Genomic DNA, 25,783 nt, shown 5'->3' on the forward strand with positions numbered 1-25,783 from the left:
CCTCAGCCCGGCAACGCGAGCGCAGTGTCGACGAGCTCCGTCGCGCGCGAGAAATCATAAGCGCGGAACATGTTCTGCTTCACCAGGAAGGACGCGCCACCGTAGAACTTCTCATATTGCGCCGAGCGGTTGCCGAATTCCGAACCGATGAAATCCCAAGCCATGCGCATGAGCTGGACGCGCTCGCGCGCGCCGACAGTGGCACTTTGCATGAAGCGCTCCATGTCGTTCGCGGTCTCGGGGCTTTCGAGATCGTTCACCGAGGACGGCAATGTGATCATCGCCGCACCGCTCAACTCGCGAACGATCTCAAGCATGCGTGGGTTGATTTCAGATTGCAGCGCCATAACGGCGTAGAGCGCCTGCCGCGACGGCCAGACGACGCCCTTTTCGTCGATATGCGCCTTCACCTCCTGCGCTTCGAGCATCGTCTCGACGATCGAGACAAATGCCGCAAGCTCGCCCATTTCCACCATCACCGGCGGCACGCCATCATTGCCGGTCATTTCGTTGATACGCTTGGCGAGCCCAATCATGAAGCGAAGCTTGGTCGCGTAGCGCGCCTGCGCCTGAAGGTTGCCGTAGAGATGCGACGGCGTCTTCCACCATTGATTCCAGCAGACCTGAAGGTTGCGGTAAACGAACACACGCTCCCAGGGAACGACGACATTATCCAGCACGACAAGACAGTCGGATTCATCGAAGCGGCTCGATAGAGGATGATCGAATGTATTCGACGCCTGCGTCGCGAAGGGGCGCCGCGGGTAAAGCCGCAGGCCCTCGGCATTCAACGGAATCGCAACGCCGATGGCATAATTTTCATCGCCCGGCTTCAGCGGGTGGATGCAACTCAGATAGATATAATCGGAATAGACTCCAGCGGACGCCAGTTGCTGCGCGCCGGAAATGACGATGCCGCCGTCTGTTTCCTTCACCACACCAGCATAAAGTGTCGGGTCTTTTTGCTGATGCGCGGGCTTCGAGCGGTCGATCTGCGGCGGCACGATTGCATACGTCGCCCACAGATGATTGTCGCGTAAATGCTCATAAAACGAGACGACATTGTCGGCGAATTGCTGGCCGCCTTCGGCAAAAACCTCGGGCACGGCGGCGAAGCCGGTAAAGAATCCCGAGACGTGATCGGGCGAGCGCCCGATAAGTCCGAACGACGCTTCCGACCACATTTCCGAGGCCAGACGCTTGGCACGTAGGTCCGCATGCGTCCGCGGGATCTGATAAGCACGCCACATCGGCTTTCCCGACGGCGACGTCGTGGTCATGCGTTCACGATTGGCGGGATCAGCAGCAATGTCGAAAAGACGCGCGGAGGATTTTGCCGCGCCGGAAAACGCCGGGTGCGTCGCGACGTTTTTCACACGCTCCCCGTCGAAATAGACGGCGCGTCCGTCATCGAGCCCCTGCAAAAACTCCGCGCCCGCACGCAAATCACGCGTTGTGGAGGCCCGAACGGCTTTCGAAAACTCAGCGACGGTCATCAAGCTCTCCTGAGTGGGCCGCACGCCAGCGGCATGTTCACGCGTTAACAATATGTACATATTGTACATATTTAGGCCCGTCAATTCAAATCACACTGTTGAATTACGCCGACGCTCAACGTTAAACAGTCGCAGCGCGTATCGCTGAAGGTCGAATTTGCGACCTGACGAGGGCCACTTGACCAGAAATAAGCAAGAAGCGGTCCGTGGCGACGCCGCCCCGCGACAGAGGCCGAAGCAGCCTCTTTTTGTGCCGCCTGTCACCATCTCGAACGAAACGTTCTGGGTCGATGGCCGCGACGATTGGCTGCGCGAGACGCTTTATCTGATGGTTTTATGCCTGAACCAGCTTCACACATTCCGTGAAGCCTTCGGCCGGGCAATGGATCTGACGAGCCCGCAATTCGCCGTCCTGATGGGCACCGCTTATACGCAAGGCGTGGAAGGTGTGAGCATCGGGACGCTCGCAACGCATGTGCATCTTGCGCCGACCCATGTGACCACCGAAGTCGGCAGGTTGATAAGGCTGGGTCTGCTTCAAAAGCGCCCGAACAACGAAGACCGCCGCAGCGTCCTGGTCCGGTTGTCACCGCAAGGCGAAAAAGCCATTCGCGCCGTCGTGCCTCTCGTGCGTTCGGTCAACGATCAGCTTTTCGACAGTGTGACACGCGACGAATTGCAGTCGATCCTGCAATTCTTCCGGCGCTTCGCGACCAATAGTGAAATTGCCTTGACCAGGATCAATTCGACAAAGAGACCAGCAAAACGGCGAAGCGCCAAAACGCCGGATTGATCTCAGCCCGGCGACAGATCTTGGCGTTAGGCCTTGGCCGTCGCGCGTTGCTTCCGCACTTCTTCCACCGTGATGCCGCCGACGCGCGCATTCAGCCGGCCGCCTGTCGCGAAACAGAAGATCAAGGCGACCTCGTCGGGTAACGGCGCGTCGGGCAGGACCAGGCTCATCGTCCCGTAATGCGAGCGGATATAGACGTCGTCGATGGAGTTCATCGGCACATCGATCATCGTACCGGGTGCGGCAACCTTGGTCACCGACGAAATCCAGGCGTCGCCGCCGCCGATCGCATCGCGAATGGGGTTGGCGAAAACCGTGGTCAGCAGCGCATTCGCGTGTTCGGTTTCGCCGTTCAGGCCGACAATGCCAGCCTTGCCATAAGCTTCAACAGGCGCACCACCGAGCACGGCAACCGCCTGCGCACCCATTTTCTTTCCGAGGCCGATACTCGCCTCGGTGAGCGCGGAAAGATCTTCTACGTACTGACCGGCGTAAGGATTTTTGAGCACCATGATCGTGGCGACTTTTCTCAACGGCCTTTCAGCCCGCCGCCCCGCTTCGTAGAAATGATCCTCTATGATTGTCGCAACTCTGCGAATCTGCATATCCATCTATATCTGCCCACCCATCGCTCGTCAGTCACCTTCACTGTTCATATTGTATGACAACCTGTCAATAGGCCAGAATGTGGCGCTATTTCACAGTCTCGAATGAACGGCGGTGCGGCGCCAGCGGGATAAAGGCCCTGCTTTAGGCCACCTCGCAAAATCTTGAGGAATGCCATGGTCTCGTTTATGCTTAACCCGGGTGGGGCTCGCGATTGCAGAGAACAGAAAAAGCAATTGGCGGACTAGTCTACTCAGGGCATGACTGAATCCGGTCGTGAGCCTCGGCATTGCGAATCTTGAATTCATCCGGAGTTTCAATGGATTTCAAAGTCTTGCCTCAGAGCGTGCAGGGACAGGCGGTCAGCAAATTACGCGACGCGATCGTGACCGGTATTTTTCGGCCCGGCGACCGTCTCGTGGAATCGGACCTTTGCACACGGCTGGGCATCAGCCGCCCTTCGGTCCGCGAAGCGCTGCGAAGTCTCGAAGCGGAACGTCTCGTGGTCATCGTGCCCAATCGCGGGCCCATGATTCCGATTCTGACCGTAGACATGGCGCGGCAGATTTACGACGTCCGCGCCTTGCTCGAAGGGGAAGCCGCGGCGCTTTTTGCGGCCCACGCACCGCCCTCGGCAATTGCCGCCATGCGTTCCGCTCTGGAAGCATTCGACGCTGCCGTCAAAAGCGGCGATCTGACCGAAGAGATCAGGGCGACGCGCCAATTTTACGAGCCGATGCTGCTGGGCTGCGGCAACCGCGTGATCTTCGAAGTGCTGGATACGCTGAGCGCCCGGATCACTTTCCTGCGTTCGAAGTCCATGTCGCTTCCGGGCCGCGCACAGAAGAGCGCACGCGAGATGCGGGCGATCCTGAAGGGGATTACGTCGGGCGATACGGAGGCAGCGCGGACCGCCGCCGTGGCGCACGTTCGCCAAGCCTGTAACGCCGCCGTCAAAGCCTATTCCGCAGACAAGATCGCAGAAAAGACCACAAAAACCAGCGCCTGACGTAGCGTTTCCGCTGCGTCAGCATTCCGCGGTTTCAAAGACCGGCGGCGTCCCGGCCCAGCGCGCCGCCAAGGGAAGCGCGATGCCAAACTGGTCGGCGATCCGTCCGACGGTTTGATCGACGATATCGTCGATCGTCTTGGGGAGCGTATAAAACGCCGGGACCGGCGGGCAGATCACCGCGCCCATCCGGGAAAGCTTCAGCATGTTTTCGAGATGGATGTCGTTCAGCGGCATTTCCCGCACCGCCAGGACGAGCTTGCGGCGTTCTTTCAGGACGACGTCCGCCGCGCGCTGGATAAGACCATTGCCATGCCCGTGCGCGATGGAGCCGAGAGTCTTGGCGGAACAGGGCACAATGACCATGCCCATCGTCTGAAACGATCCGCTGGAAATCGTCGCACCGAGGTCATTATCCGAATAGCATTCATCCGCCAAACGCCGCACCGAAGCCGCTGTAAAGGACGTCTCGTATTTGAGAGTCTGGATGCCCCATTTACTCATCACCAGATGAGTGCGGATTTCTGTTTCCTTCAGGGCTTCGAGAAGCCGGATACAATAGATCGCGCCGCTGGCTCCGGTGAGAGCGACGATAAGATCGGCGGATTTCGTTTTGCTGCTCATCGCTTTCCAATCATGACGGCGGCTCGATAAATTTCGGTCAGCGGAGCGCTGCGCCCCATTTCTCCTCGATCACTCGCGCTGCCGCCAAAGACAGAGCACTCGCCCGGGGATATTCGGCGATCAAATGATAAGGCTTGCAGGCGTCGATAATCATCTTCGAATTCGCCGTCGCGCCCTGCGCCCGGGCTTCAGCGCTCAAGCGCGGATCGAGCGAAGAACTCCATCCGTTGCGAATGATATCGACGGATTCCGAAGGCTCCGACCGCGTTGTCACCGCCCACATGACGTCGGCGAGATTGGACGGGTCGATGTCTTCATCTACCACCACGACAACGCGGCCCATATAGCTGTTGGCGGCGGCGATCAGACCAGCCCGCTTGGCGTGGCCGGCATACCGCTGCTTCAAGGCCACGACGGTCATGAGTTGGGAGACGTGCTGCCACACGCCGACGACGTCGGAAACGCCCAGCGCTTCGAGATTTGCCCAGATGCCGGCGGCACGGAACGGCAGCCCGAAGTGAAACCTTGGCGGCTTCAATGGCGGCGAGCCGAAAAGGATCGGGTTGTTTCGATAATGCATGCCCGTCACCTCCATCACGGCGGCCGGCCTTTTGTCAGCCGCGTAATAGCCGGTGAACTCGCCAAACGGGCCTTCTGGAAGACTATTCTCCGGGAATGGCAACAGTTCGCCCTCAAGCACGATCTCCGCCCGCGCCGGGACCGGCAGGCCGGTGACAGGCCCCTTCGTCACCTCGATCGGGACGCCTTTGATCGCGCCGGCGAAATCGTATTCTGACTGCCCCCCGGGAAGGTATTCGAAACCTGCGATGAAGAGCGCCGGATCCTGTCCGATGACGATTGCAACTGGGCACCCCTGCCCCTTCGACCAATATTTTTGCGCAATCATCGAGCCGTGGCGCCCGGTGTGATCGAACTGGATCGTCACGCGATTACGCGAATGAACCTGCACGCGGTAGATCGAAGCGTTGACCCAGTTTTCGTCCGGATCACGGCTGACGATCAGCGCACCAGAGCCGATATACGGGCCGCCGTCCTCTGGATGCCAATGCGGCGCCGGAAAAACAGCGAGATTAACGTCGTCGCCCCGCGCCGAATTTTCCATGAATAGAGCATCGCCGACGACGGCGGGCGCAATCGGCTTCAACCCGGTGCGCTTCTCCTTCCAGAGCTTCAAAGCATCGAGTGGCCGTAACGTTGGATCGAGTCCCAACGCCAGCGCTGCACGCTGCGCGTTCGTCGTCGCGTTCGTGAAGACACGAAATCCGCTGCGATAGCCCGGGATGTTATCGAAGAGAAGCGCCGGCGCGTGCGCTAGGCCCGCAGCAACTTCGGTAACGCCGCCGATCTCGTGAAAGACTTGCGCGCCGGAAATGTGCCGTACTGCACCCAACTGATCCGCCAGTGCGATGAATTCCCGAAGGTCCTGATAGGCGACGCTCATATCGCTCCAATTTTATCGTTAGATTCAAACCGGGCGCTCATGCCGCAAAAACCGTTCCACCTTCCGGCAAATTCGCCCGTCGCAATTTAGGCTCTCTCTCGCCAGACGGTCTGGATATTTGCAAATTCGGTCACGCCGAACGAGGAAAGTTCCCGCCCATAACCGCTCAGCTTGACGCCGCCAATTGGGACACGCGGATCGGTGGCGGAGAACCCGTTGACGAAAACGCCGCCTGCCTCGATACGCCGCGCGGCTTTTGCCGCAAGATCAAGATCGTTCGTCCATAAATTACTGCTGAGCCCATATTCGCTTTGATTGGTCAGCGCAATCGCTTCATCCAGATCGTTAACCAACGTCAGCGCTGCGCAGGGCCCGAACGTCTCTTCGTCGAAGATTGGCATTCCCGGCGTAACGCCGTCGAATATCGTCGGCTGATAAAAATAGCCCTTGGATTCAACGTAATTCCCACCTGCCAAAAGCCGGGCGCCGGTGTGTTTTGACTCTTCGACTTGCTTGTGAAGACCATCGCGCAGATCGGCGCGCGCCATCGGCCCCAAACGCGTCGCACGGTCGAGCGGATCGCCAAGCTTCAGCGCGCGAACGCCTTCGACAAAGCGTTCGGTAAATTCCGCCGCGATCGGCTTTTCAAGAATGAAGCGTTTCGCCGCGATGCAGACCTGACCGTTGTTTTGGAAACGTGCCTTGATTCCGACCGAAACCGCCCTGTCGAGATCGGCATCCTTCAGTACGATGAACGCGTCCGATCCGCCGAGCTCCAGCACGGATTTCTTCAACAAAGCGCTTGCCTGGGACGCAACCGCCGCTCCCGCTCTCACACCAGCCGTCACTGTAACCGCAGCCACGCGCCGGTCGGCAATGACGCCCGATATTTTGTCTTGCGAAATGTTAAGAACAGAAAACAAGCCACCAGGCATGCCGCTCTCGCGGAATGCGTCTTCAAGATTGAACGCCGAACGCAGGACGTTGCGCGCCGGCTTCAGAATAAAGGCGTTGCCCGCAAGCAAGATCGGAACGGCCGCGCGGATCGCCTGCCAGAGCGGGAAATTCCACGGCATCACACCAAGGACAGGCCCCAGCGGCAGATAGGAAATATAAGCCGCGCCGCTTTCGACCGGCATCGGCCGATCGGCGAGCATCGCCGGGCCGTTATCCGCATACCATTCGCATTGCGCGGCGCATTTCAGCACCTCGGCTTCCGCCTCGCCGATCGTCTTGCCCATTTCGAGCGTAATCGCCTTGGCGAACTTGTCGACATTATGCCGGAGTAATGCGCCGGCTTTGCGGATGATTTCGGCTCGCCGCGCAACCGGCATCGTCTTCCAGGAGCCAAAAGCGCGCGCGGCGGCGGCCAGCACCTGCTCGGCGCCGTTGTCGCTCAGATCCGAAAATGTCTCGATCGTCTCTTCGGTATAAGGATTGATCGAGATCGCCTGGTCGCTTGCTCTCATGCTCTTGGTCTCTGGCTTCCCGGTAGGCCGACTACTGCAATGGCGGCAAATCAACAACTATATTGTCATACAATATGTCAATATCATTCAACGGCGCCATAGTCGTCCGTGTATGCGGCAACATGCCTAAAAGCCTTGCTTATTCTGATTAGATATTAGTCTGCCTACAACTTGACGGCACGACTGCCAAGATTTTAAGATCGTCTTACAATATGTGCAGCGCACGCGTTGTGTTCGCTTGAAATGACCGGACTCCGATCTGAAACTGGCCGCAATGCTGTTTGGCAGCCTCTTACAAACAGGTTTGATCGACATCGGTCGCTTCGCGGCGCTAAGACGTGTGTGCCTCTGGTACGACCTAGCCCACGCGGCGACGAGGAGTAGGCTCTCGCGTCACCCTCTGCCGGGCTTTAGCGTGCCTGCGGCATTGCGCTGACATCGAGGAGCGACGGATGAAGACTGCCATCGTAAACATCGGCCAGATCGTCAGCGGCGATTGGAAATCGCCGTTTGAGCCCGGCGATGCAATTCTTTGTGAAGATGGCATCATCCAATCGGTCGGCACCCTGTCGACGCAGGACGTGAGCTCCGCGGATGTCGTGATCGATGCCGACGGCGCCACCGCCATTCCCGGCCTGATCGACAGCCACGTCCATATTACCTTCGGTGATTATACGCCGCGGCAGAAGACGGTCGGCTATCTGGAAAGTTATCTGCACGGCGGCGTCACGACCGCGATCTCGGCGTCCGAGGTCCATGTGCCGGGCCGTCCAAAAGACCCGATTGGCGTCAAGGCGCTCGCGGTTGCTGCGGCGCGCTGTTTCAAGACCTATCGCCCGGGGGGCATGCGGGTCCATGCCGGCTCTGTCATTCTCGAGCCAGGCCTCAACGAAAGCGACTTCGCCGAACTGAGAAATCACGGTGTTTGGCTCGCCAAAGCCGGTTTCGGCGCGTTCGCAACGCCCTTCGACTATGCCGAGCAGGTCGCTTGGGCCAAACAGGCGGGCATGATCACGACGATGCACACCGGCGGTTCGTCCATTCCGGGCTCGTCCGGCATTTGGGCGGATCATCTTCTTGCCGTGCAGCCGCATGTCTCGTTCCATGTGAACGGTGGCCCCGTTGCGATGCCGGACAAGGACTTTCCCCGTCTCGTCGAGGAATCCGAGATCGCGCTGCAAATCTGCACTGCGGGAAATCTGCGCACGACATTGCTCGTTGCCGATCTCGCACGCAAAGCGAATGCCTTCCACCGCGTGTTGATCGCAACCGACACGCCAACCGGCAGCGGTATCATGCCGCTCGGGATGCTTTATACGATCTCACATCTCGCCAGCCTCACCGATCTCGCACCGGAACTCGCGATCGCCGCAGCGACCGGAAACAACGCCGAAGTCTACAGGCTGAATTCAGGCTTCCTGCGAAATGGGCGCGACGCGGATATTGTCCTTATTGATGCCTGCGCAGGCGGCTCCCAGGGTGATGCTCTGTCCGCGCTTCGCAATGGCGATGTCACTGCGGTCGGCGCCGTCGTTACGGCTGGCGTTCCGCGCTTCGTCGGACGAAGCCGCAATACGCCCGCCACCATCCGCAGCGTCCGCGTCGCCGAATGCCGTTTACCCATGGACTTTTCAGGAGCTGATCATTGACCAAGGCGCCTAAACTTCTCGTCGTCGGCGGTGGTCCCGTCGGCGTTGTTTCCGCCGTTGCCGCAACGCAAGCGGGTTTCGACGTCGAATTGATCGAAGCCGCGACTGAGATCGATACACGGCCGCGCGCCTCGACCACACATCCTTCAACACTCGAAATGATCGACAGAATCGGGCTTCTCGATCGCTTCATCGCGGAAGGCCTGGTGGCACGCGAGTTTCAGTTCTGGGACCGTGAAACAGGCACTTTGGTCGCGACCTTCGATCACGAACTTCTGCGCAACGACACGCGCTTTCCTTTCGTCGTTCAGACCGAACAGCACAAACTCGCGCGTATGGGCCTCGACAAGCTGCGTGAATCCGGTGTGAACGTCCGTTTCGGCGTACGCGCTGTCTCCTGCACGCAAGATGCGGATCATGTCTCCGTCGAGGTCGAAACCGCTGAAGGCCCCGAAACGCTCGTTGCCGATTGGGTGATCGCTGCTGATGGCGGCCGCAGCGCGATGCGCAAATCGCTTGGCGTGTCCTTCGACGGCTATACGTGGCCGGAACGCTTCATCGTTCTGACCATACTCGACGATATGCACGCCCTCGGCGGCTTCGCCTTCCGCAGTTACTTCGCCGGCATCGGTGAATGGGCCAATCTGTTCAAGGTCGCCGGTGACGACGGCAAGGGTCGCTGGCGCGCTGTCTTCCCGACCGCAGTCGATGAGAGCGATGAAGAGGCGCTCTCGGACGCGCGCGCGCTGGCGCGCCTCGAGGGGCTCTACCCGCTCGAGCGTCCTTATCAAATCGTGCATAAGAATCTTTATGCAGTCCATCAGCGGGTCGCCGAAACATTCCGCGTGGGCCGCGTGCTGCTCGCCGGCGACTCCGGCCATGTGAACAATCCGATCGGTGGTCTGGGCCTCAATTTCGGTGTTCATGATGCGACAGATGCCGTCGCCACACTTTCCGCTGTGGCGTTACGCGGGGAAGATTCAGCGGCGCTCGATCATTATTCGCGGCGACGCCGATTGCTGAATGTGAAATTCGTGCAAGAGCAAACCATCGCTAACAAGAAGCGCTTGGAAGAAAGAGATTCCGCGGCGCGCAAGGCGAGCCTGGACGCTTTGCGTGCGACAGCCGCCGACACGGTGCGCGCGCGTGCTTTCCTCCTGCGTTCGTCGCTCATCGAAAGCGTCCGCGAAGCCGCGGAAGTCGCCTGATCAAATCGAAATCGTCGGCATTCTGCCGCGACAAGGAGATATTATGCAGGGTGCATCGGTTCTGTTTTCTGAAATGACGCCGCCGCCTGGCCAAGAGCAGCGCTTTCATAATTGGTATGACGAGGAGCATATTCCGCTGCGCATGGATGTGCCCGGTTTCGTCTCGGCACAGCGTTATCGTGATCTCAGCGAAAATGCGAAGGGCTACCTCGCCGTTTATGAGATGACACATCCCGCCGTGATGAAGACCCCCGCCTATCAAGAGGTCAAGACGAAGCCGAGCGAGACGACGCGCGAAATGCTCGGCACGGTCTCCGGTTTCACCCGCTACATTGCCGCCGAAACCAGCGTCAAACGGCAGCCAAACGACAGTGGCGTCTCCGCACTCGACGCGCCGCTGCTCTTCGCCGTGTGGTTCGAAGTGCCGGAAAGCGCGCTCGCGGATTTCGATGCCTGGTACGAACTCGACCATGTGCCGTTGCTCATGGGCTCCAAGGACTGGTCGATGGTCCGCCGCTTCCGCGTCGTCGACGGCGAGCCGACCAAGGCCAACCGCCTCGCCCTGCATTATCTCGCCGACAAAGCGGCACTTGAGTCGCCGGAGCGCGCCGCCGCGCGCAAGACGCCTTGGCGCGACCGGCTTGCTGCCCTGCCCTGGTTCTCAGGCAGCTACAAGTTGTTCGAGAAACACGGCCCACGGCAGATCGGCCGCCTGCGCTGAACCTTTAAACCGAGCGGAGGCAGATCATGAGCAAAGTGCGCATCGCGCATATCGCCGGCCCGACGGCCACGATTCAGAATACGCCGCCGCTCGTCACATCGAACAAGGCGCGGGAAAAGCAGGGATTGCCCCCGCGCCTCAATCCCGACGGTTCGCAGCCCGCGTTTGATCCGCTACGCCCGCAGCGCCTCGCCGCGCCAGCGCACATCTATGTCGAGCAATTTTCCGCGCATCCGCTCGAAAGCGATGCCGCCAATCTATACGCGGCGCCGGACGGCTATCTCGGCGAAGACGGCGTCTTCCATCGCGAGCGGCAGAACGCGAGCGACAAGCCGGTCTACGAGATCGAACTTCGCCCCGAAGACGGCCTCTACCCGTTGCCTTACATGGCGTTTCAGGCGGATGGCGCGCCCTGGGAGCAGGAATGCGCTGTCCCCGGCGCGCCAAAAGAACAGGCGCGCCAGACGTTTTTCCCCGACGGGTCGCGTCTTTTCGAAGAGATCGACAGGCTCTCCGTCGGTGGCGACGGCATGGCCAATTCGATCTCGTCGATGGCGACCGTCTCGTTCTATCGCGCCGCGCCGTCCGGCGGTGCCGCGCCAGAACAGCGCGGCAAGGATTTCTTCGCCTACCAGCCAAGACATCTCGGCGCGCAAACGCCGCGGCCGGCACTAGCGACGATCACTAATGAAATACAGCGCATCGCTGACAGCGGCGCGCAGGATGGCCTCATCTGGACGCAGGGCAGCCCGCAGGTCGAAGAAACGTCCTATTGGTTCAATCTGCTCATCGACACGACTTTGCCGATCTGCTGCAACGCCGCGCAGCGCACGCATGGGCAGATGAGCAATGATGGGCCGAAGAACATCGCCGATTCGACGCGTTTCATTGCGTCGCGCGCCTGGGCGGACGCCGGAGGCCGCAACAAATGCGGCACTGTCGTCATTCAGGAACAGCAGATTTTTGCCGCGCGCGATGTCGCCAAGGGCGACGCGCGTCCTGGCGGCTATATCGTCACAGGCGGCTCGGGCGGCATTCTCGGCCACGTCGGCCATTTCGGCGTGGTCTCGCTGACTTATCTGCCGGCCTATAAGCACACCTATCTTTCCGAGGTGAATATCAATCGATTGCCGGCGGTCACGCACGCCGTTCGCAAAGCTGATAACGGCGCGATCGAAAGCTTTGAGGTCGCCGTCAAGGATGCAAAGAACGGCTTGTTGGCCGACGCTATCCCCGTCGTTTCGATCGTCAAGGACGGCGCGTATTCGACGCTCGATTATGGTGACGACCCGGCGCTGGAGACCGACCTGCACGCCTCGATCGCGCACAAGCTTGGTCTGAATCGGCTCACAGGCTTCGTCATCGAAGGGCTCACGCCCTATGGCCACAGCGCCTCGACGGCGCGCGAGAAAGTCATGCTTCAGGCAGTATACAGCGGCCTGCCTGTCTGCCGCGTCGGACGTGGAGGGCAGGGCTTCGCGGACCCGCATCCTTACCAAATCGCCGCATCGAACCTGACAGCGACGAAAGCCCGGCTGCTGCTAATGGCCTGCCTGATGAAATTTGGCAGCCTGCCGCCGGCGAAGGACCCGAAAAATCCGACCGCCGACGAACTGACGGAAATCCGCGCCGCGATTGCCACCTATCAGGCGGTCTTTCTGTCGCATTGAAGCAAGCCGGCGTCGCCGGCTCGCCCACTTTGCGATTATTTCTTGTTGATCAGTGCGACCGCTTCGATCTCGACCAGAATATCGTCACGCATGACTTCGGCGCGGAAGCATGTGCTGATCGGCGGATCCTTGGGGAAATATTCGGCGCGCACCTTGTTCATGCGCTTATATTCGGACGGGTTCTTCAACATCACCACGACCTTGAAGATGTCGGCCATCGTGCCGCCCGCCGCCTCGACGCAAAGCCGGATATTGTCGAGCGTCAAGCGCGTCTGCTCCTCGATTGTCTCCGGGACTTTGCGATCATAATAATCGCCGCTGACATGGCTGAGCGCCGTCGTGCCGGCGATATGGAGCTGATCGCCGATCAGGATCGCACGTGAGAAAGGCCCAACCGCCTCAGCCATTCCGCGCGGCTGGATAATCGTCTTGGTCGTCATAGTCTGTCTGTTCCCCTCATGGCACGAACTCAAGTCAGGATGACGCTGCGCTCGCGGCGCGGCGTAAGAAGATCACCGACGACAGCACAGAGCCTGTCGATACCTTCTGAAATCTCGGTTTCCGGTACGAGCCCGAAACTCACGCGCAGAGCCTCGATGTCCGGCTTCGTCGCGAAAAAGGCTTCGCCGGGTACGAAGGCGACGCCGCGGCGTACGGCGCGGAAATAAAGCTCCGAAACCTCCGCGCCTTCTGGCAAGGTAATCCAAAAGCTCAAACCGCCATCTGGCGCGCTGACTTTTGTTCCGGCCGGCATTTGCGCCAACAAGCGCTGGCGCAAGCTTTTCTGACGCTCGCCGTAACTCGTCCGCGCGCCCTCGAAGAAGACCTCGTGATTGCCGCGCAGGAGAAAGTGCGCAAGGGCTTCCTGCAAGAACGATGGTCCGTGCAGATCGAGCGCCGCTTTCTGGTTGAGCACGACGCGGCGCAAGCCCGGCGGAACGACGAGAAAGCCGAATCGCTGCCCCGGAAGCAAGGTCTTGCCGAAGCTGTAAGCATAGAAAACCCGATGTTCCGGCCCTGCCAGCGCGGCGATCGCAGGCACCGGGCGGCCGGCAAACCGCCAATCGGACGAATGATCGTCTTCAAGAATGACAGCATCGAAACGGCGGGCGAGCGCCAGCAAATCGCGGCGCTTCGTTTCGCTCATCGTCTGGCCGGTTGGATTCTGAAACGTCGGATTGACGTAAATCAAACGGGCCTGATGTTTGATCAGAAGCGCTTCGACGCTCTGCAAATCGATCCCGTCGCCATCAAGTGGCGCTTCCAGAATCTGTGCGCCAGCGCCGCGTAACGCGTTCAACGCGCCGTAATAGGCCGGCCGCTCGACGATGACGGGCGTTCCCGGCTCGACCACGCTCCGCACGGCGAGATCGATGGCCTGTTGAGCGCCCGACGTCACGACGATCTTTTCCGGATCGACGTCCATGTCCCGGCGATCCAGATAGCGGGATATTTCCTGCCGGGTGGCGAGGCGACCGAGCGGCGGCTCGTAATGAAAGCAATTTTCGAAATCGCGCCCCGCGGCAAGCCGCACGCAGGCGCGAAATTCCTCGATCATATCGGTGCCGACAAAAGGATAGTTCGAGGTGAAAGCGATAACGCCCGGAGCGCGGCTCAATTCGAATAGGCGATCGGCGAGAAGCGGGCGGAAAGCCCCTTCGAGATTCCGATCTGGAGGCTTTTTCGCCACGACAATGGCGCGCTCGCAAACGAATGTGCCGCCGCCACGGCGCCCTTCGACCACCCCGAGATCGGACAGCTCGCTATAGGCGCGCGCGACCGTGATCTGATTGACATTGAGCTGCGCCGCAAGTGCCCGCACGGGCGGCAGCCGATCGCCCGGCGCCAGTGCGCCACGCGCGACCAGCGCCTGAATCTGTTCACGCAATTGCACAAACAGCGGGCCACCGACATGTCGCGTCACTTCGACATTTATCTCGGTCGGCGCTTGCGCACGTGGATTTCGGCGCACGTTTGCCATGGTCCCTTTTCGCAATATTGTATTTCTATTTGTACTATTACAAAGCCGTTTGGGAAAGCTCATGAATTAGGCGTTTTTGTCCTAAATTGATGCAAACACGGCTATTTTTTCACATTGAACAGGCGGAAAAGGGGGAGTAGCGTTTGTCTTAATGTCTGACGTTTGTACTTGTCCATGAGGCGTACAAAGTGACTTTTGTAGCGGAACACTCTACGTCCCCTGGCGCCACCGACCCGCTCATCCGCGTGCAGGATGTGGTGAAGGCCTATCCCGGCCAAAGCCGCTCAACGCTCGCGGTTGATCGCGTGTCGCTCGACATCATGCCGGGCGAATTCGTCTCCATCGTCGGCCCTTCCGGCTGCGGCAAGAGCACATTGATGATGATGGTCTCCGGCCTCGTCCCCTACACCGGCGGCGAAATCAGGATCGGTGGCACGCGTGTCGCAACGCCTTATACGAATGTCGGCATCGTCTTTCAGCGCGATGCACTTCTGGAATGGCGCACGATTCTCGACAACGTGCTCTTGCAAATCGACGTGCGCCGTCTGAAGCGACGCGACTATGTCGATAAGGCGCGCGCCCTCCTCGCACGCGCAGGCCTAGGCAGTTTCGAAAACGCCTATCCGCGCGAACTCTCAGGCGGAATGCGGCAGCGCGCCTCCATGTGCCGCGCGCTCGTTCATGATCCATCGCTGATTTTGATGGATGAGCCGTTCGGTGCGCTCGATGCGCTGACGCGCGAGCAGATGAATGTCGATCTGCAGAAAATCTGGCTCGAACAGAAGAAGACAGTCCTCTTCATCACGCACAGCATTTGGGAGGCCGTCTTCCTCGCGGACCGCGTGATCGTCATGAGCCCGCGTCCTGGCCGCATCGCCAAGGAAATCAAGATCGACATTCCCCGTCCGCGCCGCCTCGCCATACGCGAGACCGCGCAATTCGGCGAATATTCGGCGCAGATCCGCGAACAGTTTCAATCATACGGCATGCTGGTGGAGGATTAAGTGGTGGCCATCGACGCAGCGCCGGAACCCGCAAAGTTCATGCGCAAGTTTGAAATTCCGGGATTTGTCTATTCGGTCGGCGCCGTTGCCGCCTTGCTGCTCATATGGGAGGCGCTTGTCGCCACCGGAATCATCTCCTCGTTTCTCTTGCCCGCCCCCTCCCAAATTTTCCGGTCGCTTGCCGACAATTTCTCGCTCATCTTGTCCATGAGCGTGGCGACGACCGCCGAATTTCTGCTTGGCTTCGTTATGGCTGTTCTCGTTGGGCTGCCGCTTGGCGCGCTCATTGTCTATTCGCGGCCGATACGGCTCACCATCTACCCGCTGCTCGTTGCCTTCCAAAGCATTCCGAAGCCCGCGATCGCGCCTATCATGATCGTCTGGCTCGGCACCGGTCTTACCTCCAAAGCGGTGATCGCCTTTGCCATCGCTTTTTTCCCTATCGTGGTCGATACGGCGATTGGACTACGTTCTGCACAAGAAGAAACCGTGCATCTCGTCCGGTCCATGGGCGGCAACGCGTTCGACATTTTCCGCTATGTCCGCTTCCCGAATGCCCTGCCCGCAATTTTCGGCGGCCTGAAAATCGCCAGCACGCTCGCGGTCGTCGGTGCGATCGTCGGCGAATTCGTCAGCGCCGATAAAGGCCTCGGTTATCTGGTCCTCGTCGCCAACGGCAACCTCGATACGCGGCTCGTATTCGCCTGCGTCTTCATGCTGACGGCTCTCGGGCTCGCCTTTTATTTCGCCATCGAAGGCCTGGAGCGCGCGATCCTGCGCGGCCGCGTCAAAACCCAGGCATTCGAAAGCGACCATTGATCCCATCGCTGCCCCGTTTCCAGAAGGACCTGACCGTGACCCACGAAAAGAATTTCTCGGCAACGCCGCTCTCCCGACGTGGCCTTTTGCAGACGGCGCTGGGCGCCGGAGCGGCGCTCGCAGCCGGCGCAAGCCCGCTCCGCGCGGCGCCGTTGAAGAAAATTACCTTCCAACTCGACTGGATCGCCTACGGACGTCACGTTCCGTATTATGTCGCGCTCGAAAAGGGCTACTTCTCCCAAGCCGGCCTCGACGTGAATATCGAGCAAGGCACCGGCGCCATGCCGGGCTTTCGCTATCTCGCCGCCGACCGCGCGCAATTCGTCTTTCAAGACATCGGTTCGATGATCGCAGCCCGCGTTCGTGCAAACCTGAAAATGAAGGCTGTCTCTTGCGTCTATCAGAAGGCACCCCACACGGCTTTCTTCATCAAGGGAAAAGGCATCGCGGCCCCGAAAGACCTTGAAGGCAAGAAGCTCGGCTTTTCGGCCGGCAATTCACCCAAGATCATGTTCCCGGCGTTCGCCGAGGCCAATCACATCGACCAGTCGAAGCTCAACTGGCTTGCTGCTGATCCGAACTCGTTGAACTCGCTTCTGCTCAATCATCAGGCCGACGTCATCCTGACTTATCTTTTCACCCTGCCGGTGCTTCAAAAATCCGCGCAGAACGGCGAGCAGATCGGCACCTTCGTCTATTCAGACTTCGGCGCGAATTTCTACGCCAATGGTATCGTCGCGATGGAAGATTATATCGCGGCCAATCCGGATGTCGTTCGTGGATTCGTCAAAGCCGTGAAACAAGGGTTTGAATACACCGCCGCCCATCCGCAGGACGCCGTTACCCTGATGAAGAAACATCAGCCGCAACTCAATGCGGACACGGCGCTCAAAGAACTGCCGATTCTTGCGCGGCTCAGCACAAGCGAGGACACCAAAAAGCATGGCTTCGGCGTCATGACCGAGAGCAAGATGCAGGAGACTGCCAACCTCATCGCGAAGTACATGGATTTGAAATCCGAAGTTCCAATCCACGATCTCTACACCAACGATTTCCTGAGCTGAACGGAGCGGACTGGTGGCCGAGAGTAAAAAGTTCGATTTGCTTGTCCATGGCGGCACACTGGTCGTGCCGGGCGTTGGGACATTCCCTGCCGATGTCGGCATATCCAAAGGTCAGATTGTCGCCGTTGGCGACGATCTCGGACCCGCGGAAGACATTCTCGATGCCCGCGGCAAGCTTGTTCTGCCCGGCATCTTCGATCCGCACACACATATCGGCAACGAGCGTTCCTTCGAAGAAGAGGCGGAGACCGAAACGCGCGCCGCAATTCTCGGCGGCGTTACGACCATCGGCATTTTCCTGCGCAGTCTGAAAGATTCCTATTTCGATCATCTGCCAGCCTTCAGAGCGGCGATGGATACGCGCAGCTATGTCGATTCTGTCTTCCATCCGCAGATATTCACGCCCGAGCAGATCAAGGAGATTCCGGGCTACTCCGAAGAATTCGGCATTCGCTCCTTCAAGTTTTATATGTCCGGTATGCCGGGCATCGTGAATTCGATCACCGACGATCTGCTTCTCGAAGGCTTCCGCACGGTTGCAGGACTTGGGCCGGACGCGATCGCTTGTGTTCATTGCGAGACTGGTGCGCTCGTCGATCAGGCGCGTAATTCCCTCAAAGAACGCAAGCCGGAAGGGACACTGGCGGATTGGGCCGAGGCGCATCCGCCCGAGGCCGAAGCTTTGGCGATCCAGACCGCGCTTTACCTCGCCAAGATCGCGAATGCGCATCTCTACGTGGTTCATGTTTCGAGCCGGGATGGACTCAATATGGTGCGACGGGCGCGGCGCGAAGGGGTACGCATCACCGCCGAGACGATGACACCCTATCTCAGCCTCGACAGCAGCGATGAGAACGGTTTCCTCGTCAAAATGGTCCCGCCCATCCGTGCGAAGGAACATGGCGACGCGCTCTGGGCCGGGCTTGCCGAAGGCACGATCAATACGCTCGGCACCGACAATACATCGCGCACACGCGGCACGAAGCAGCCGGGCGCCGGATTGCATGGCGCACGGCCGGGCTACCCTGTTCTTGGTACGCATCTGCCGTCGATGCTGCACTTTGGCCGGTTGCGCGGCGTCCCGCTTGAAATGATGATCGACGCCGCAACGCGTGCGCCCGCCAAGGTCTACGGCATCTATCCGCAAAAGGGCACGATCTCGATCGGCTCCGACGCTGATCTTGTCGTCGTCGATCCGGACCTCGAACGCGTGGTGCGTGCCGAAGACCTGAACGGCATGTCCGACTTCTCGCCGTTCGAAGGCAAGACATTACGCGGTTGGCCGATTGCCACAATCAAGGCCGGCGAAATCATCGCCCGCGACGGGCGCATCATCGCGCCGGCCAACGGCCGTTACCTTCCGCGCAAACCCACAGGCCATGCGCCCATCCTCCCCTGGCTTAGCGGCGCTCAATACGCATCATGAATAACATTCCTTCCAAGGCGCAAACCGGCCCGTCTCTCGTGCCGGTCGCAGAGAACGTTTACGCCTGGATTGGCGTGAATGGCGATTCCAATGCAGGCGTCGTGACGACTCCGCAGGGTCTGATCGTCATCGACGCGCAGCAAACCGAGGCGCAGGGACGCACTTTCCGCCAGACCATCGAAGAGACATTCGGCAAGCCGGTCATCCGGCTGGTCAATTCGCATTTTCATCTGGATCACATCGCCGGCAACATCGCTTTCGATGATGTGCCGATCCTGGCGCACGAGCGCACGGGCAGGATCCTCCGCGAGATGCTCGGCGAGGAACCGGCAGGCGGCTGGCAGATCAGCGACGCCGTCACCAAGCTCAAATTATTCTTCGGTTCCAATATCGAAGAATTGCTCGCCTCAGATGGCGCAGGAGTCGAATGGTTCATGCGCCGTGTCAGCGGCCCTGGCTATGACACGATGACAGTCCGCGCGCCGACCGAAAGCTTCGCCGACAAATTCGTGTTCGACATTTCGGACGATGAATTGCGTTGCGAATATTGGGGGCCGGCGCATTGCGACGGCGACCTCATCATCCATTTGCCCAACTCCGGCGTTGTCTTTCTCGGCGATCTCCTATTCGTCGGCCGGTTTCCTTGGTTCGGCGATTGCGACCTCGGCGGCTGGGTGAAGCGACTGGATCAGGTTCTGCAAATGGATGTGAAGACCGTGATTCCGGGTCACGGTCAGCCTTCGACATTGCAGGAGGTCGCCGCGTTTCGTGCGCTCCTAGCCGCGACATACGATGCCGTCCGCGAGACGGTCGAGGCCGGCCTTTCGGAAGACGCCGCAGTGGCGAAAGTCTTTCTGCCGCAATATGCATCCATGCCCCGCTATGACGCGTGGATGCCGTTCAACGTGCGTGCGACCTACCGCGCTCTGCGTGGCGACGGCTGATGACCCAGCTCACCTTATCGCTCGCCTGCGCACCGTACGACCGCGTGCAGCCGCTCTTCGACGGCCGTGTCAAAATCGCGGATTGCATCATCGACACGCATCCGATGCCGGCGGACGAGGCATTCTCGCGCGCCTACACGACGCAGGATTTCGATATCACCGAACTCTCAGCCAGTTCGCATCTTTTGACGATTGCGCGCGGCGCCTCGCCCTATGTCGGCATCCCGGCTTTCGTCTCGCGCAGTTTTCGTCATTCATCCTTCTATATTCGCACCGATCGCGGTATTGCCACACCGGCGGACTTAATGGGAAAGCGCATCGGCGTTCCGCAATATCAGCAGACGGCCGCCCTGTGGGCGCGCGGGCTCCTCGCGGACGAATACGGCGTGCAGGCAAACGACATACACTGGCGCAATGGCGGCCTCGACGCGCCGGGCGGTGGGGAACGTGTACCGCTGGCACTTCGTGGGATTGACCTGCAACCGATCCCCGAGGGGGACACTTTATCCGCGATGCTCGCCAAGGGTGACCTAGATGCGGTGATTGCGGCGCGGCCGCCGGCCTGCTTCCTCAATGGCGTACTGAATGTTGCGCGCTTGTTTCCAAACTTTCGCGAAGCCGAAGAAAATTATTTCCGCAAGACCGGGCTGTTTCCGGTGATGCATCTTATCGGCATTCGGCGCACGTTGGTCGAAGCGCACCCCTGGCTCGCGACCGCCGTATTCAACGCATTTTCTGCCGCGCGCGAGATCGCGATGGCCCAGCTGCGCTATCAGGGCGCGTTCTACGCGATGCTGCCTTGGTTGCCGGACGACCTCGCGCGCGCGCAGGCCGTGATGGGACCAGATTTCTGGCACTATGGCGTCGCGGCGAACCGGCGCGAATTCGACGCGATGCGGCGCTGGGCCGTTGAACAGGGGTTGACGGAGAACGAGCCTGGGCTCGGCCAGATTTTCGCGCCGGAGTTTCTCGAAGGCAATGCCGCGCACGAAAGGAGCGCAATGCAATGATGCGAACGAAAATCGCGACGAAGGTCTTTCCTGGCCCGCAAAACATTGGCCTCTTCACCGCTGAGGCGCTTGGCCTGTTCGTGCGGCGCGGGATCGACGCCAATATCCAGATTACAATCGGGTCCGACGAGCAGCGCGACAGCCTGCGCGACGGTGCAACGCAAGTGATCCACTCAGCCGTCGATAACGCCGTTTACATGAAGGCGATCGATGGAATTGACATCGTGATCGTCGCCGGCGGCGGCACAGGTATGAACGACCTGATCGCGCGGCCGGAAATCCAGTCTTACGAGGATATTCGCGGCAAGACGGTCGTCGTCGATGCCGCGATGACAGCCTATGCCTTCCTGCTCTATTCAATTCTGGCGAAGCACGGGTTGGAGCGCGGCTCCTATAACGTGCTGCCGCTCGGCGGCGCTCCGCAACGCTTGCGAGCGATGCAGGAAAATCCGGATTACGTCGCGGCGATGCTCAACCCGCCCTGCAGCCTGCAAGCGCAGGCCGAAGGCTATCGCAGTTTCGGCTCTGCAGTCAGTATTCTCGGTCCCTACCAGGGCGATGGTGTCTTCGCGCTGCGCAATTGGGCCGAAAGCCATAGCGGCACGCTTGTCCAATATCTCGCGGCATTCGTTGACGGGACGCGCTGGGCGCTGGCGGCTGAAAATCATATCGCAGCGACGGAAATTCTTCAGGGACGGCTGAACCTCACGCCAGGAATTGCGGCGCTTTCGTTGAAAACCGCGCTCGGTCAAAACGGCGGTCTTGCCCCGGATGCGCGGCTTGATCTTGAGGGGTTCAAAAACACCCTCGCCATTCGCGAATCGGTCGTCGGGACATGGCAGGGGGCGGTGCCCGAGGCCACATCTTTTCTCGACATGAATTATTACGACCGTGCGATCCTTGAGCTTGGCGCAAGACCATAGCTCCGACGTACGCATGGCGGCCAACACGGTTTCAATGAAAGGTAGAAAATGCGCCTGCTCTCTCTAAGGCATAATGGCCACGATACGATCGCGGTGCGCAAAGACGACGGCATTTACGATCTGCGCGTCGCGGCGCCCGATCTTCCGACTGGCCTCGATCTGCTGATGTCTTCCGGCACGGATTGGCTGGCGCGTGCGCACAAGGCCACCGCGGAAGTCACCGAAGCTGCGAAGCTTTCGGGAACAGAAATCACCTATCGGCCCGTTTTGGAGCGGCCGGGGAAATTCATCTGTGTTGGGCGCAATTATGCAGCACATGCCCGCGAAGGCGGCGCAGAACCTCTGGCGTATCCCGACCTCTTCACCCGCTGCAACACGTCGCTTGCGGGGCATGGGCAGCCGATGATCCGTCCGAAATGCTCGGACAAGTTCGACTACGAGGGCGAGCTTGCCTTTGTCGTGGGCCGCAGAGCGCGTCACGTGCGCCGCGAGAACGCGCTCGATTATGTCATGGGCTACACGCTCTTCAACGATGGTACATTGCGCGACTATCAACGCAAGTCGACGCAATGGACGATCGGCAAGAATTTCGACGGCACCGGCGCCTTCGGGCCTGACCTCGTGACGGTCGATGAACTTCCCGCAGGCGCCACAGGCTTGACGCTGACCACGATTCTGAATGGCGTCGAAATGCAGCATGGCGAGATCGACGATCTCATTTTCCCCGTCGACGCGCTGATCGAAATTCTATCGGAGTGCATGACGCTGGAGCCCGGCGATGTCGTGGCAACTGGGACACCCTCCGGCGTCGGCTATGCGCGCAAGCCGCCGGTCTTTCTTAAAGCCGGCGACGTCGTCGAGATAGATCTTGGGCCGATCGGACGTCTGCGCAACTCAATCGCGGACGAATAGACCTTAAGTCGCCTACATTCAGCGCATTCAGAAATACCAGATCTCTGCGTGACGACGCAGATATTCGCGAAACTGTTCGCGACTCATCGCGCAGAGGCGCGAGCCTGCGGCGTCAAAGGAGTTCACCACAGGTGCGCCCGGCGTCGCTTTCGCCTGACGCCCGTCGTGGCGCTGCGAGGATGCGCCTTTGGTGCGTTGAATCTGGATAAAGCTAAAGAAACGGGCAATCATCATGCGCGCTCCCGATGTGTTCCAGCCTCTTCACCGGAACCTTGATTGTAATACAATCAAATAGCGTGCCATCGGTGCCCGCGCACCCTGCCGACGCGCACCTAAACGCCGCCGAAGCCGGACGTGGCAGATGTTTAGTCGGACACCTTGCCCCCGACTTCCTGCTGCCAGGGCGCAAGCCGGCGCTCAAGCCGCGCGATGCCGGCGTCCAGCAGCGTCGCCCCCGCCATAAGGATGATGACCGGGACGAGCATCGTCGCCGTATCGAAACTGTTCGCTGAATTGATGATGATCGCGCCAAGCCCAGAAATTGCGGTGAAAAATTCGGCAATCACCATTGCGACGACGGCCTTGCCTATGGCTAGCCTGACGCCGGCGACGATGTAAGGCAGTGCAGCCGGAAACACGATGCGCCGCATGATAGTCGCGTCGCTCGCCATGAACGATTTACCGACCTCGATAAGGCTCCGTGGGACCGCGTTCACGCCGACCCAGGTGTTAATGCAGACTGGGAAGACCGCCATCAAAAAGATGATGGCGACCTTGACCGTCATACCCAGTCCAAACCACAGCACCAGAAGCGGAATCAGGGCGACCAAGGGCATGGCATAGCCGGCGATAATGTAGATGCCGACGGTCGCTTCGAGAATCGACGAGCGGCCGATCAGCAGACCTAGTGGAATGCCGACGATCACGGCCAGGACGTAACCCATTACCAGCGCCTCGCCGCTTTGCAACGCCGCCGGTCCTAGCTGACCGGATTGAACGAGCGCGACGAAGGCTTTGAAAATCGCGGTCGGATAAGAGCCGAGGATCGGATTGATGTGACTGCCAGCGGCCTGCCAGGCGACGAGCACCACCACAAGCGACGCGGCGGTATAGACCCAGCGCGGCACGCGCGCCCGGCGCCAGCTTTCTCTCGGGCGAATGTCCTCGAGTCTGGCCGGGACGTCGGTTTGCTCGTAAGTCACTTAATGGCTCTCGCTACGTTGTGTTGCCGCTGCATTGTGCAATGCCTGCCAGACTTCGTAACGGGTTTCGGCATATTCCGGCGTGCGGCGCACCTCGATCGGATCGCGTTGCGCGGTCGAGAACGGCACTTTGATCTCCTTTTGCACACGGCCCGCGCCGAGAACCAAAACGCGGTCGCTCAATAGCACGGCTTCATCGATGTCGTGCGTCACAAGCAGCATCGTCTTTTTCGTGCGATCATGTATCGCGAGAAGTTCTACCTGCAACGTTTCGCGCGATTGCGGATCGAGCGCCGAAAAGGGTTCGTCCAGCAGCAGAACCTGCGGGTCAATGGCAAGGGCGCGGGCGATGCCTACCCGCTGTTTCATACCACCAGAAAGCTGATGCGGACGCCGCTCCGCCGAGCCTTTCAAGCCGACCAATTGCAGACAACGTTCGACGATCTCCTGCGCCTCCTCTTTGGGGACGCGCTTCAGCTCAAGTCCGAAAAGCACGTTCGCGCGTGCCGTCAGCCACGGGAGCAATTCGGCGTGCTGGAAGATGATACCGCGATCAAATCCGCAGCCTTGTACCGGTCGCCCATCGACGCATACACGACCTTGCGTCGCCTTCTCCAGACCCATCGCGATCCGAAGCGCAGTCGTCTTCCCGCAGCCACTTGGCCCGCAGAGTGCGACGATCTCACCATCATTCACCGAGAAGTCGAGATCAGCCAGGACATCGACCGATTTCTGACGCGGCCGACCGAAAGACTTCCGAACGTTATGAAATGAAACCTCAGCCATCGGCGCCCTTCGTTCTAACTACCGGAATTAGGAGTGACTCGTTCTAATGCTTTGCGACGCGCCGTGTGGACCTGCAGAGTGAAAACATCGAAGCGGTTATAATGGCCGGTCAGATCATGACTGAGTTTGCCTTCGAGCACTTTGTCAAGATCCGCATCGCCGTAGACAATCTGCGGCGTATCATCCACCGGGCCCGCGATATAAGAACCATCAGGTGCTAAAATGCCAGAATGGCCTCCCCGGCATGGCATTGCGGCTTTCTGTTCCGCCGTCAGACCCATTGCGTCTAGGCAGGCATCGTCAAAAACGCCGCAAGCGCTGATGACAAAAACGCGCCCCTCGAAAGCATGATATTTTGCTCGAATGTCGATCGCATCGAAGTTTCGCTTCCCGGCGGGGAAAGCCGGCCAGGAAGCGATATGGATGCGTTCGTTCTGCGCCAAGAGGGAAAAGCGTGCCAGGCTGTTAGTGTTCTCACCACAGATAAGACCTCCAATATTCCCATAGGGCGTTTCATAGGTTCGCATGCTCGAACCATCACCCGACGCATGGACGAGACGCTCTGTCATTGTCGGCATGAGCTTGCGATGAACCCCAAGCAGGTCACCCTCCGGTCCGAAAAACAGAAGTGAATTGTAGAGCGTTCCCATCGTACCGACATCGCGCTCGTTGGCGCCGACCGCAACGTAGACTTTGCTTCTCCTGGCCGCGGCGCCAATCGTATCGATCGCTGCGCTCGGTACCTCAATTGCATTTTTGAAGAGAGATTTACTGTGCGCTATCGATTCGGCACTGCGAGGCATGAACCAATGAAACCAATCAGGAAAGCCGGGCAAAAACCCTTCCGGAAATCCGATGATCTTCGCGCCGTGGTCGGCTGCCTCCTCAATAAGACGGCAAGCCTTAGAGACGGTTGCATCACGATCGAGCCAGACCGGCGCGGCTTGAACCGCTGCAAGACGCACAGTCGGATAATTATCACCCATATCAACGATCTCCAGAGAT

At 59.5% G+C, this 25,783-nt stretch carries 25 protein-coding genes; 14 read left to right on the forward strand and 11 right to left on the reverse strand.

The window, feature by feature from the left end; genetic code table 11:
* Positions 1 to 2 precede the first annotated feature (2 nt).
* Positions 3 to 1,496: a 4-hydroxyphenylacetate 3-hydroxylase N-terminal domain-containing protein gene (locus WDN02_RS01385; protein WP_337291803.1), complete on the reverse strand. Its 1,494-nt coding sequence runs from the start codon at positions 1,494 to 1,496 to the stop codon at positions 3 to 5.
* 178 nt (positions 1,497 to 1,674) lie between these two features.
* Between WDN02_RS01385 and WDN02_RS01390 the strand changes: the two genes are divergently transcribed.
* Positions 1,675 to 2,289: a MarR family transcriptional regulator gene (locus WDN02_RS01390; RefSeq protein WP_337291804.1), complete on the forward strand. Its 615-nt coding sequence runs from the start codon at positions 1,675 to 1,677 to the stop codon at positions 2,287 to 2,289.
* Between the two features lie 26 nt (positions 2,290 to 2,315).
* Here WDN02_RS01390 and WDN02_RS01395 read toward each other — a convergent pair whose 3' ends face one another.
* Positions 2,316 to 2,900 (reverse strand): amino acid synthesis family protein, encoded by a 585-nt coding sequence (locus WDN02_RS01395; RefSeq protein WP_337291805.1) that lies wholly within the window; start codon positions 2,898 to 2,900, stop codon positions 2,316 to 2,318.
* Between the two features lie 314 nt (positions 2,901 to 3,214).
* On the opposite strand from WDN02_RS01395, the gene WDN02_RS01400 reads away from it, so the two are divergent.
* The gene (locus tag WDN02_RS01400; protein WP_337291806.1) at positions 3,215 to 3,904 is read left to right on the forward strand and encodes a GntR family transcriptional regulator; all 690 of its coding nucleotides are present in this window, start codon (positions 3,215 to 3,217) and stop codon (positions 3,902 to 3,904) included.
* Positions 3,905 to 3,922: 18 nt separating this feature from the next.
* Here WDN02_RS01400 and WDN02_RS01405 read toward each other — a convergent pair whose 3' ends face one another.
* From WDN02_RS01405 to WDN02_RS01415, 3 genes are all read right to left on the reverse strand, one after another.
* The gene (locus WDN02_RS01405; RefSeq protein ID WP_337291807.1) at positions 3,923 to 4,528 is read right to left on the reverse strand and encodes a UbiX family flavin prenyltransferase; all 606 of its coding nucleotides are present in this window, start codon (positions 4,526 to 4,528) and stop codon (positions 3,923 to 3,925) included.
* A gap of 37 nt (positions 4,529 to 4,565) precedes the next feature.
* A complete protein-coding gene (locus tag WDN02_RS01410) occupies positions 4,566 to 5,990 on the reverse strand; it encodes a UbiD family decarboxylase (RefSeq protein ID WP_337291808.1) in 1,425 nt (474 codons plus the stop codon).
* Positions 5,991 to 6,076: 86 nt separating this feature from the next.
* Positions 6,077 to 7,459: an NAD-dependent succinate-semialdehyde dehydrogenase gene (locus WDN02_RS01415; RefSeq protein ID WP_337291809.1), complete on the reverse strand. Its 1,383-nt coding sequence runs from the start codon at positions 7,457 to 7,459 to the stop codon at positions 6,077 to 6,079.
* 452 nt (positions 7,460 to 7,911) lie between these two features.
* Between WDN02_RS01415 and WDN02_RS01420 the strand changes: the two genes are divergently transcribed.
* The 4 genes from WDN02_RS01420 to WDN02_RS01435 are packed head-to-tail and all read left to right on the forward strand — an operon-like array spanning position 7,912 to position 12,707.
* Positions 7,912 to 9,108: an amidohydrolase family protein gene (locus tag WDN02_RS01420; protein ID WP_337291810.1), complete on the forward strand. Its 1,197-nt coding sequence runs from the start codon at positions 7,912 to 7,914 to the stop codon at positions 9,106 to 9,108.
* Positions 9,105 to 10,316, forward strand: coding sequence for an FAD-dependent monooxygenase (locus tag WDN02_RS01425; RefSeq protein WP_337291811.1), 1,212 nt, complete (start codon positions 9,105 to 9,107; stop codon positions 10,314 to 10,316). The genes WDN02_RS01420 and WDN02_RS01425 overlap by 4 nt, the downstream gene beginning before the upstream one ends.
* 43 nt (positions 10,317 to 10,359) lie before the next feature.
* Complete coding sequence (locus WDN02_RS01430) at positions 10,360 to 11,037, forward strand: hypothetical protein (RefSeq protein WP_337291812.1); 678 nt, start codon at positions 10,360 to 10,362, stop codon at positions 11,035 to 11,037.
* Positions 11,038 to 11,063: 26 nt separating this feature from the next.
* Positions 11,064 to 12,707, forward strand: a complete 1,644-nt coding sequence (locus tag WDN02_RS01435; RefSeq protein ID WP_337291813.1) for an asparaginase domain-containing protein — start codon at positions 11,064 to 11,066, stop codon at positions 12,705 to 12,707.
* Positions 12,708 to 12,742: 35 nt separating this feature from the next.
* On the opposite strand, the gene WDN02_RS01440 is transcribed toward WDN02_RS01435, so the two are convergent.
* Positions 12,743 to 13,147 carry a RidA family protein gene (locus WDN02_RS01440; RefSeq protein ID WP_337291814.1) on the reverse strand — a complete coding sequence of 135 codons (405 nt, stop codon included), beginning with the start codon at positions 13,145 to 13,147 and terminating at the stop codon, positions 12,743 to 12,745.
* A 29-nt stretch (positions 13,148 to 13,176) separates the two neighbouring features.
* Positions 13,177 to 14,688: a PLP-dependent aminotransferase family protein gene (locus WDN02_RS01445; RefSeq protein ID WP_337291815.1), complete on the reverse strand. Its 1,512-nt coding sequence runs from the start codon at positions 14,686 to 14,688 to the stop codon at positions 13,177 to 13,179.
* 188 nt (positions 14,689 to 14,876) lie between these two features.
* Here WDN02_RS01445 and WDN02_RS01450 point away from each other — a divergent pair, with 188 nt between their 5' ends.
* The 8 genes from WDN02_RS01450 to WDN02_RS01485 are packed head-to-tail and all read left to right on the forward strand — an operon-like array spanning position 14,877 to position 22,790.
* Positions 14,877 to 15,692: an ABC transporter ATP-binding protein gene (locus tag WDN02_RS01450; protein ID WP_337291816.1), complete on the forward strand. Its 816-nt coding sequence runs from the start codon at positions 14,877 to 14,879 to the stop codon at positions 15,690 to 15,692.
* Positions 15,693 to 16,511 carry an ABC transporter permease gene (locus WDN02_RS01455; RefSeq protein WP_337291817.1) on the forward strand — a complete coding sequence of 273 codons (819 nt, stop codon included), beginning with the start codon at positions 15,693 to 15,695 and terminating at the stop codon, positions 16,509 to 16,511.
* 35 nt (positions 16,512 to 16,546) lie between these two features.
* On the forward strand, positions 16,547 to 17,575 hold the full coding sequence (locus WDN02_RS01460; protein ID WP_337291818.1) for an ABC transporter substrate-binding protein: 1,029 nt from the start codon (positions 16,547 to 16,549) through the stop codon (positions 17,573 to 17,575).
* 13 nt (positions 17,576 to 17,588) lie between these two features.
* Positions 17,589 to 19,001 (forward strand): amidohydrolase family protein, encoded by a 1,413-nt coding sequence (locus tag WDN02_RS01465; protein WP_337291819.1) that lies wholly within the window; start codon positions 17,589 to 17,591, stop codon positions 18,999 to 19,001.
* Positions 18,998 to 19,945: an MBL fold metallo-hydrolase gene (locus tag WDN02_RS01470; protein ID WP_337291820.1), complete on the forward strand. Its 948-nt coding sequence runs from the start codon at positions 18,998 to 19,000 to the stop codon at positions 19,943 to 19,945. Before WDN02_RS01465 ends, WDN02_RS01470 begins: the two co-directional genes overlap by 4 nt.
* Complete coding sequence (locus WDN02_RS01475; RefSeq protein ID WP_337291821.1) at positions 19,945 to 20,955, forward strand: ABC transporter substrate-binding protein; 1,011 nt, start codon at positions 19,945 to 19,947, stop codon at positions 20,953 to 20,955. The genes WDN02_RS01470 and WDN02_RS01475 overlap by 1 nt, the downstream gene beginning before the upstream one ends.
* Positions 20,952 to 21,878 carry an ABC transporter substrate-binding protein gene (locus WDN02_RS01480; protein ID WP_337291822.1) on the forward strand — a complete coding sequence of 309 codons (927 nt, stop codon included), beginning with the start codon at positions 20,952 to 20,954 and terminating at the stop codon, positions 21,876 to 21,878. The genes WDN02_RS01475 and WDN02_RS01480 overlap by 4 nt, the downstream gene beginning before the upstream one ends.
* Before the next feature lie 48 nt (positions 21,879 to 21,926).
* Positions 21,927 to 22,790 carry a fumarylacetoacetate hydrolase family protein gene (locus tag WDN02_RS01485; RefSeq protein WP_337291823.1) on the forward strand — a complete coding sequence of 288 codons (864 nt, stop codon included), beginning with the start codon at positions 21,927 to 21,929 and terminating at the stop codon, positions 22,788 to 22,790.
* A 27-nt stretch (positions 22,791 to 22,817) separates the two neighbouring features.
* On the opposite strand, the gene WDN02_RS01490 is transcribed toward WDN02_RS01485, so the two are convergent.
* The 4 genes from WDN02_RS01490 to WDN02_RS01505 all read right to left on the reverse strand — a co-directional run bounded on the left by WDN02_RS01490 (position 22,818) and on the right by WDN02_RS01505 (position 25,764).
* Positions 22,818 to 23,024, reverse strand: a complete 207-nt coding sequence (locus WDN02_RS01490; protein ID WP_337291824.1) for a hypothetical protein — start codon at positions 23,022 to 23,024, stop codon at positions 22,818 to 22,820.
* 131 nt (positions 23,025 to 23,155) lie between these two features.
* Positions 23,156 to 23,992 carry an ABC transporter permease gene (locus WDN02_RS01495; RefSeq protein ID WP_337291825.1) on the reverse strand — a complete coding sequence of 279 codons (837 nt, stop codon included), beginning with the start codon at positions 23,990 to 23,992 and terminating at the stop codon, positions 23,156 to 23,158.
* Positions 23,993 to 24,778, reverse strand: coding sequence for an ABC transporter ATP-binding protein (locus WDN02_RS01500; RefSeq protein WP_337291826.1), 786 nt, complete (start codon positions 24,776 to 24,778; stop codon positions 23,993 to 23,995).
* 14 nt (positions 24,779 to 24,792) lie between these two features.
* Positions 24,793 to 25,764, reverse strand: a complete 972-nt coding sequence (locus WDN02_RS01505; protein ID WP_337291827.1) for a carbon-nitrogen hydrolase family protein — start codon at positions 25,762 to 25,764, stop codon at positions 24,793 to 24,795.
* Positions 25,765 to 25,783 lie beyond the last annotated feature (19 nt).

It is taken from the genome of Methylovirgula sp. (assembly GCF_037200945.1).
Taxonomy (GTDB): Bacteria; Pseudomonadota; Alphaproteobacteria; order Rhizobiales; family Beijerinckiaceae; genus Methylovirgula.

What these genes read in the sequence shown, in the direction of transcription:
- WDN02_RS01395 (WP_337291805.1), bottom strand. Translation starts at nt 2,900, where the DNA reads ATGGATATGCAGATTCGCAGAGTTGCGACAATCATAGAGGATCATTTC.
- WDN02_RS01410 (WP_337291808.1), bottom strand. Translation starts at nt 5,990, where the DNA reads ATGAGCGTCGCCTATCAGGACCTTCGGGAATTCATCGCACTGGCGGAT.
- WDN02_RS01400 (WP_337291806.1), top strand. Translation starts at nt 3,215, where the DNA reads ATGGATTTCAAAGTCTTGCCTCAGAGCGTGCAGGGACAGGCGGTCAGC.
- WDN02_RS01480 (WP_337291822.1), top strand. Translation starts at nt 20,952, where the DNA reads ATGATGCGAACGAAAATCGCGACGAAGGTCTTTCCTGGCCCGCAAAAC.
- WDN02_RS01385 (WP_337291803.1), bottom strand. Translation starts at nt 1,496, where the DNA reads ATGACCGTCGCTGAGTTTTCGAAAGCCGTTCGGGCCTCCACAACGCGT.
- WDN02_RS01445 (WP_337291815.1), bottom strand. Translation starts at nt 14,688, where the DNA reads ATGGCAAACGTGCGCCGAAATCCACGTGCGCAAGCGCCGACCGAGATA.
- WDN02_RS01470 (WP_337291820.1), top strand. Translation starts at nt 18,998, where the DNA reads ATGAATAACATTCCTTCCAAGGCGCAAACCGGCCCGTCTCTCGTGCCG.
- WDN02_RS01420 (WP_337291810.1), top strand. Translation starts at nt 7,912, where the DNA reads ATGAAGACTGCCATCGTAAACATCGGCCAGATCGTCAGCGGCGATTGG.
- WDN02_RS01440 (WP_337291814.1), bottom strand. Translation starts at nt 13,147, where the DNA reads ATGACGACCAAGACGATTATCCAGCCGCGCGGAATGGCTGAGGCGGTT.
- WDN02_RS01490 (WP_337291824.1), bottom strand. Translation starts at nt 23,024, where the DNA reads ATGATGATTGCCCGTTTCTTTAGCTTTATCCAGATTCAACGCACCAAA.
- WDN02_RS01500 (WP_337291826.1), bottom strand. Translation starts at nt 24,778, where the DNA reads ATGGCTGAGGTTTCATTTCATAACGTTCGGAAGTCTTTCGGTCGGCCG.
- WDN02_RS01405 (WP_337291807.1), bottom strand. Translation starts at nt 4,528, where the DNA reads ATGAGCAGCAAAACGAAATCCGCCGATCTTATCGTCGCTCTCACCGGA.
- WDN02_RS01435 (WP_337291813.1), top strand. Translation starts at nt 11,064, where the DNA reads ATGAGCAAAGTGCGCATCGCGCATATCGCCGGCCCGACGGCCACGATT.
- WDN02_RS01505 (WP_337291827.1), bottom strand. Translation starts at nt 25,764, where the DNA reads ATGGGTGATAATTATCCGACTGTGCGTCTTGCAGCGGTTCAAGCCGCG.
- WDN02_RS01485 (WP_337291823.1), top strand. Translation starts at nt 21,927, where the DNA reads ATGCGCCTGCTCTCTCTAAGGCATAATGGCCACGATACGATCGCGGTG.
- WDN02_RS01430 (WP_337291812.1), top strand. Translation starts at nt 10,360, where the DNA reads ATGCAGGGTGCATCGGTTCTGTTTTCTGAAATGACGCCGCCGCCTGGC.
- WDN02_RS01415 (WP_337291809.1), bottom strand. Translation starts at nt 7,459, where the DNA reads ATGAGAGCAAGCGACCAGGCGATCTCGATCAATCCTTATACCGAAGAG.
- WDN02_RS01475 (WP_337291821.1), top strand. Translation starts at nt 19,945, where the DNA reads ATGACCCAGCTCACCTTATCGCTCGCCTGCGCACCGTACGACCGCGTG.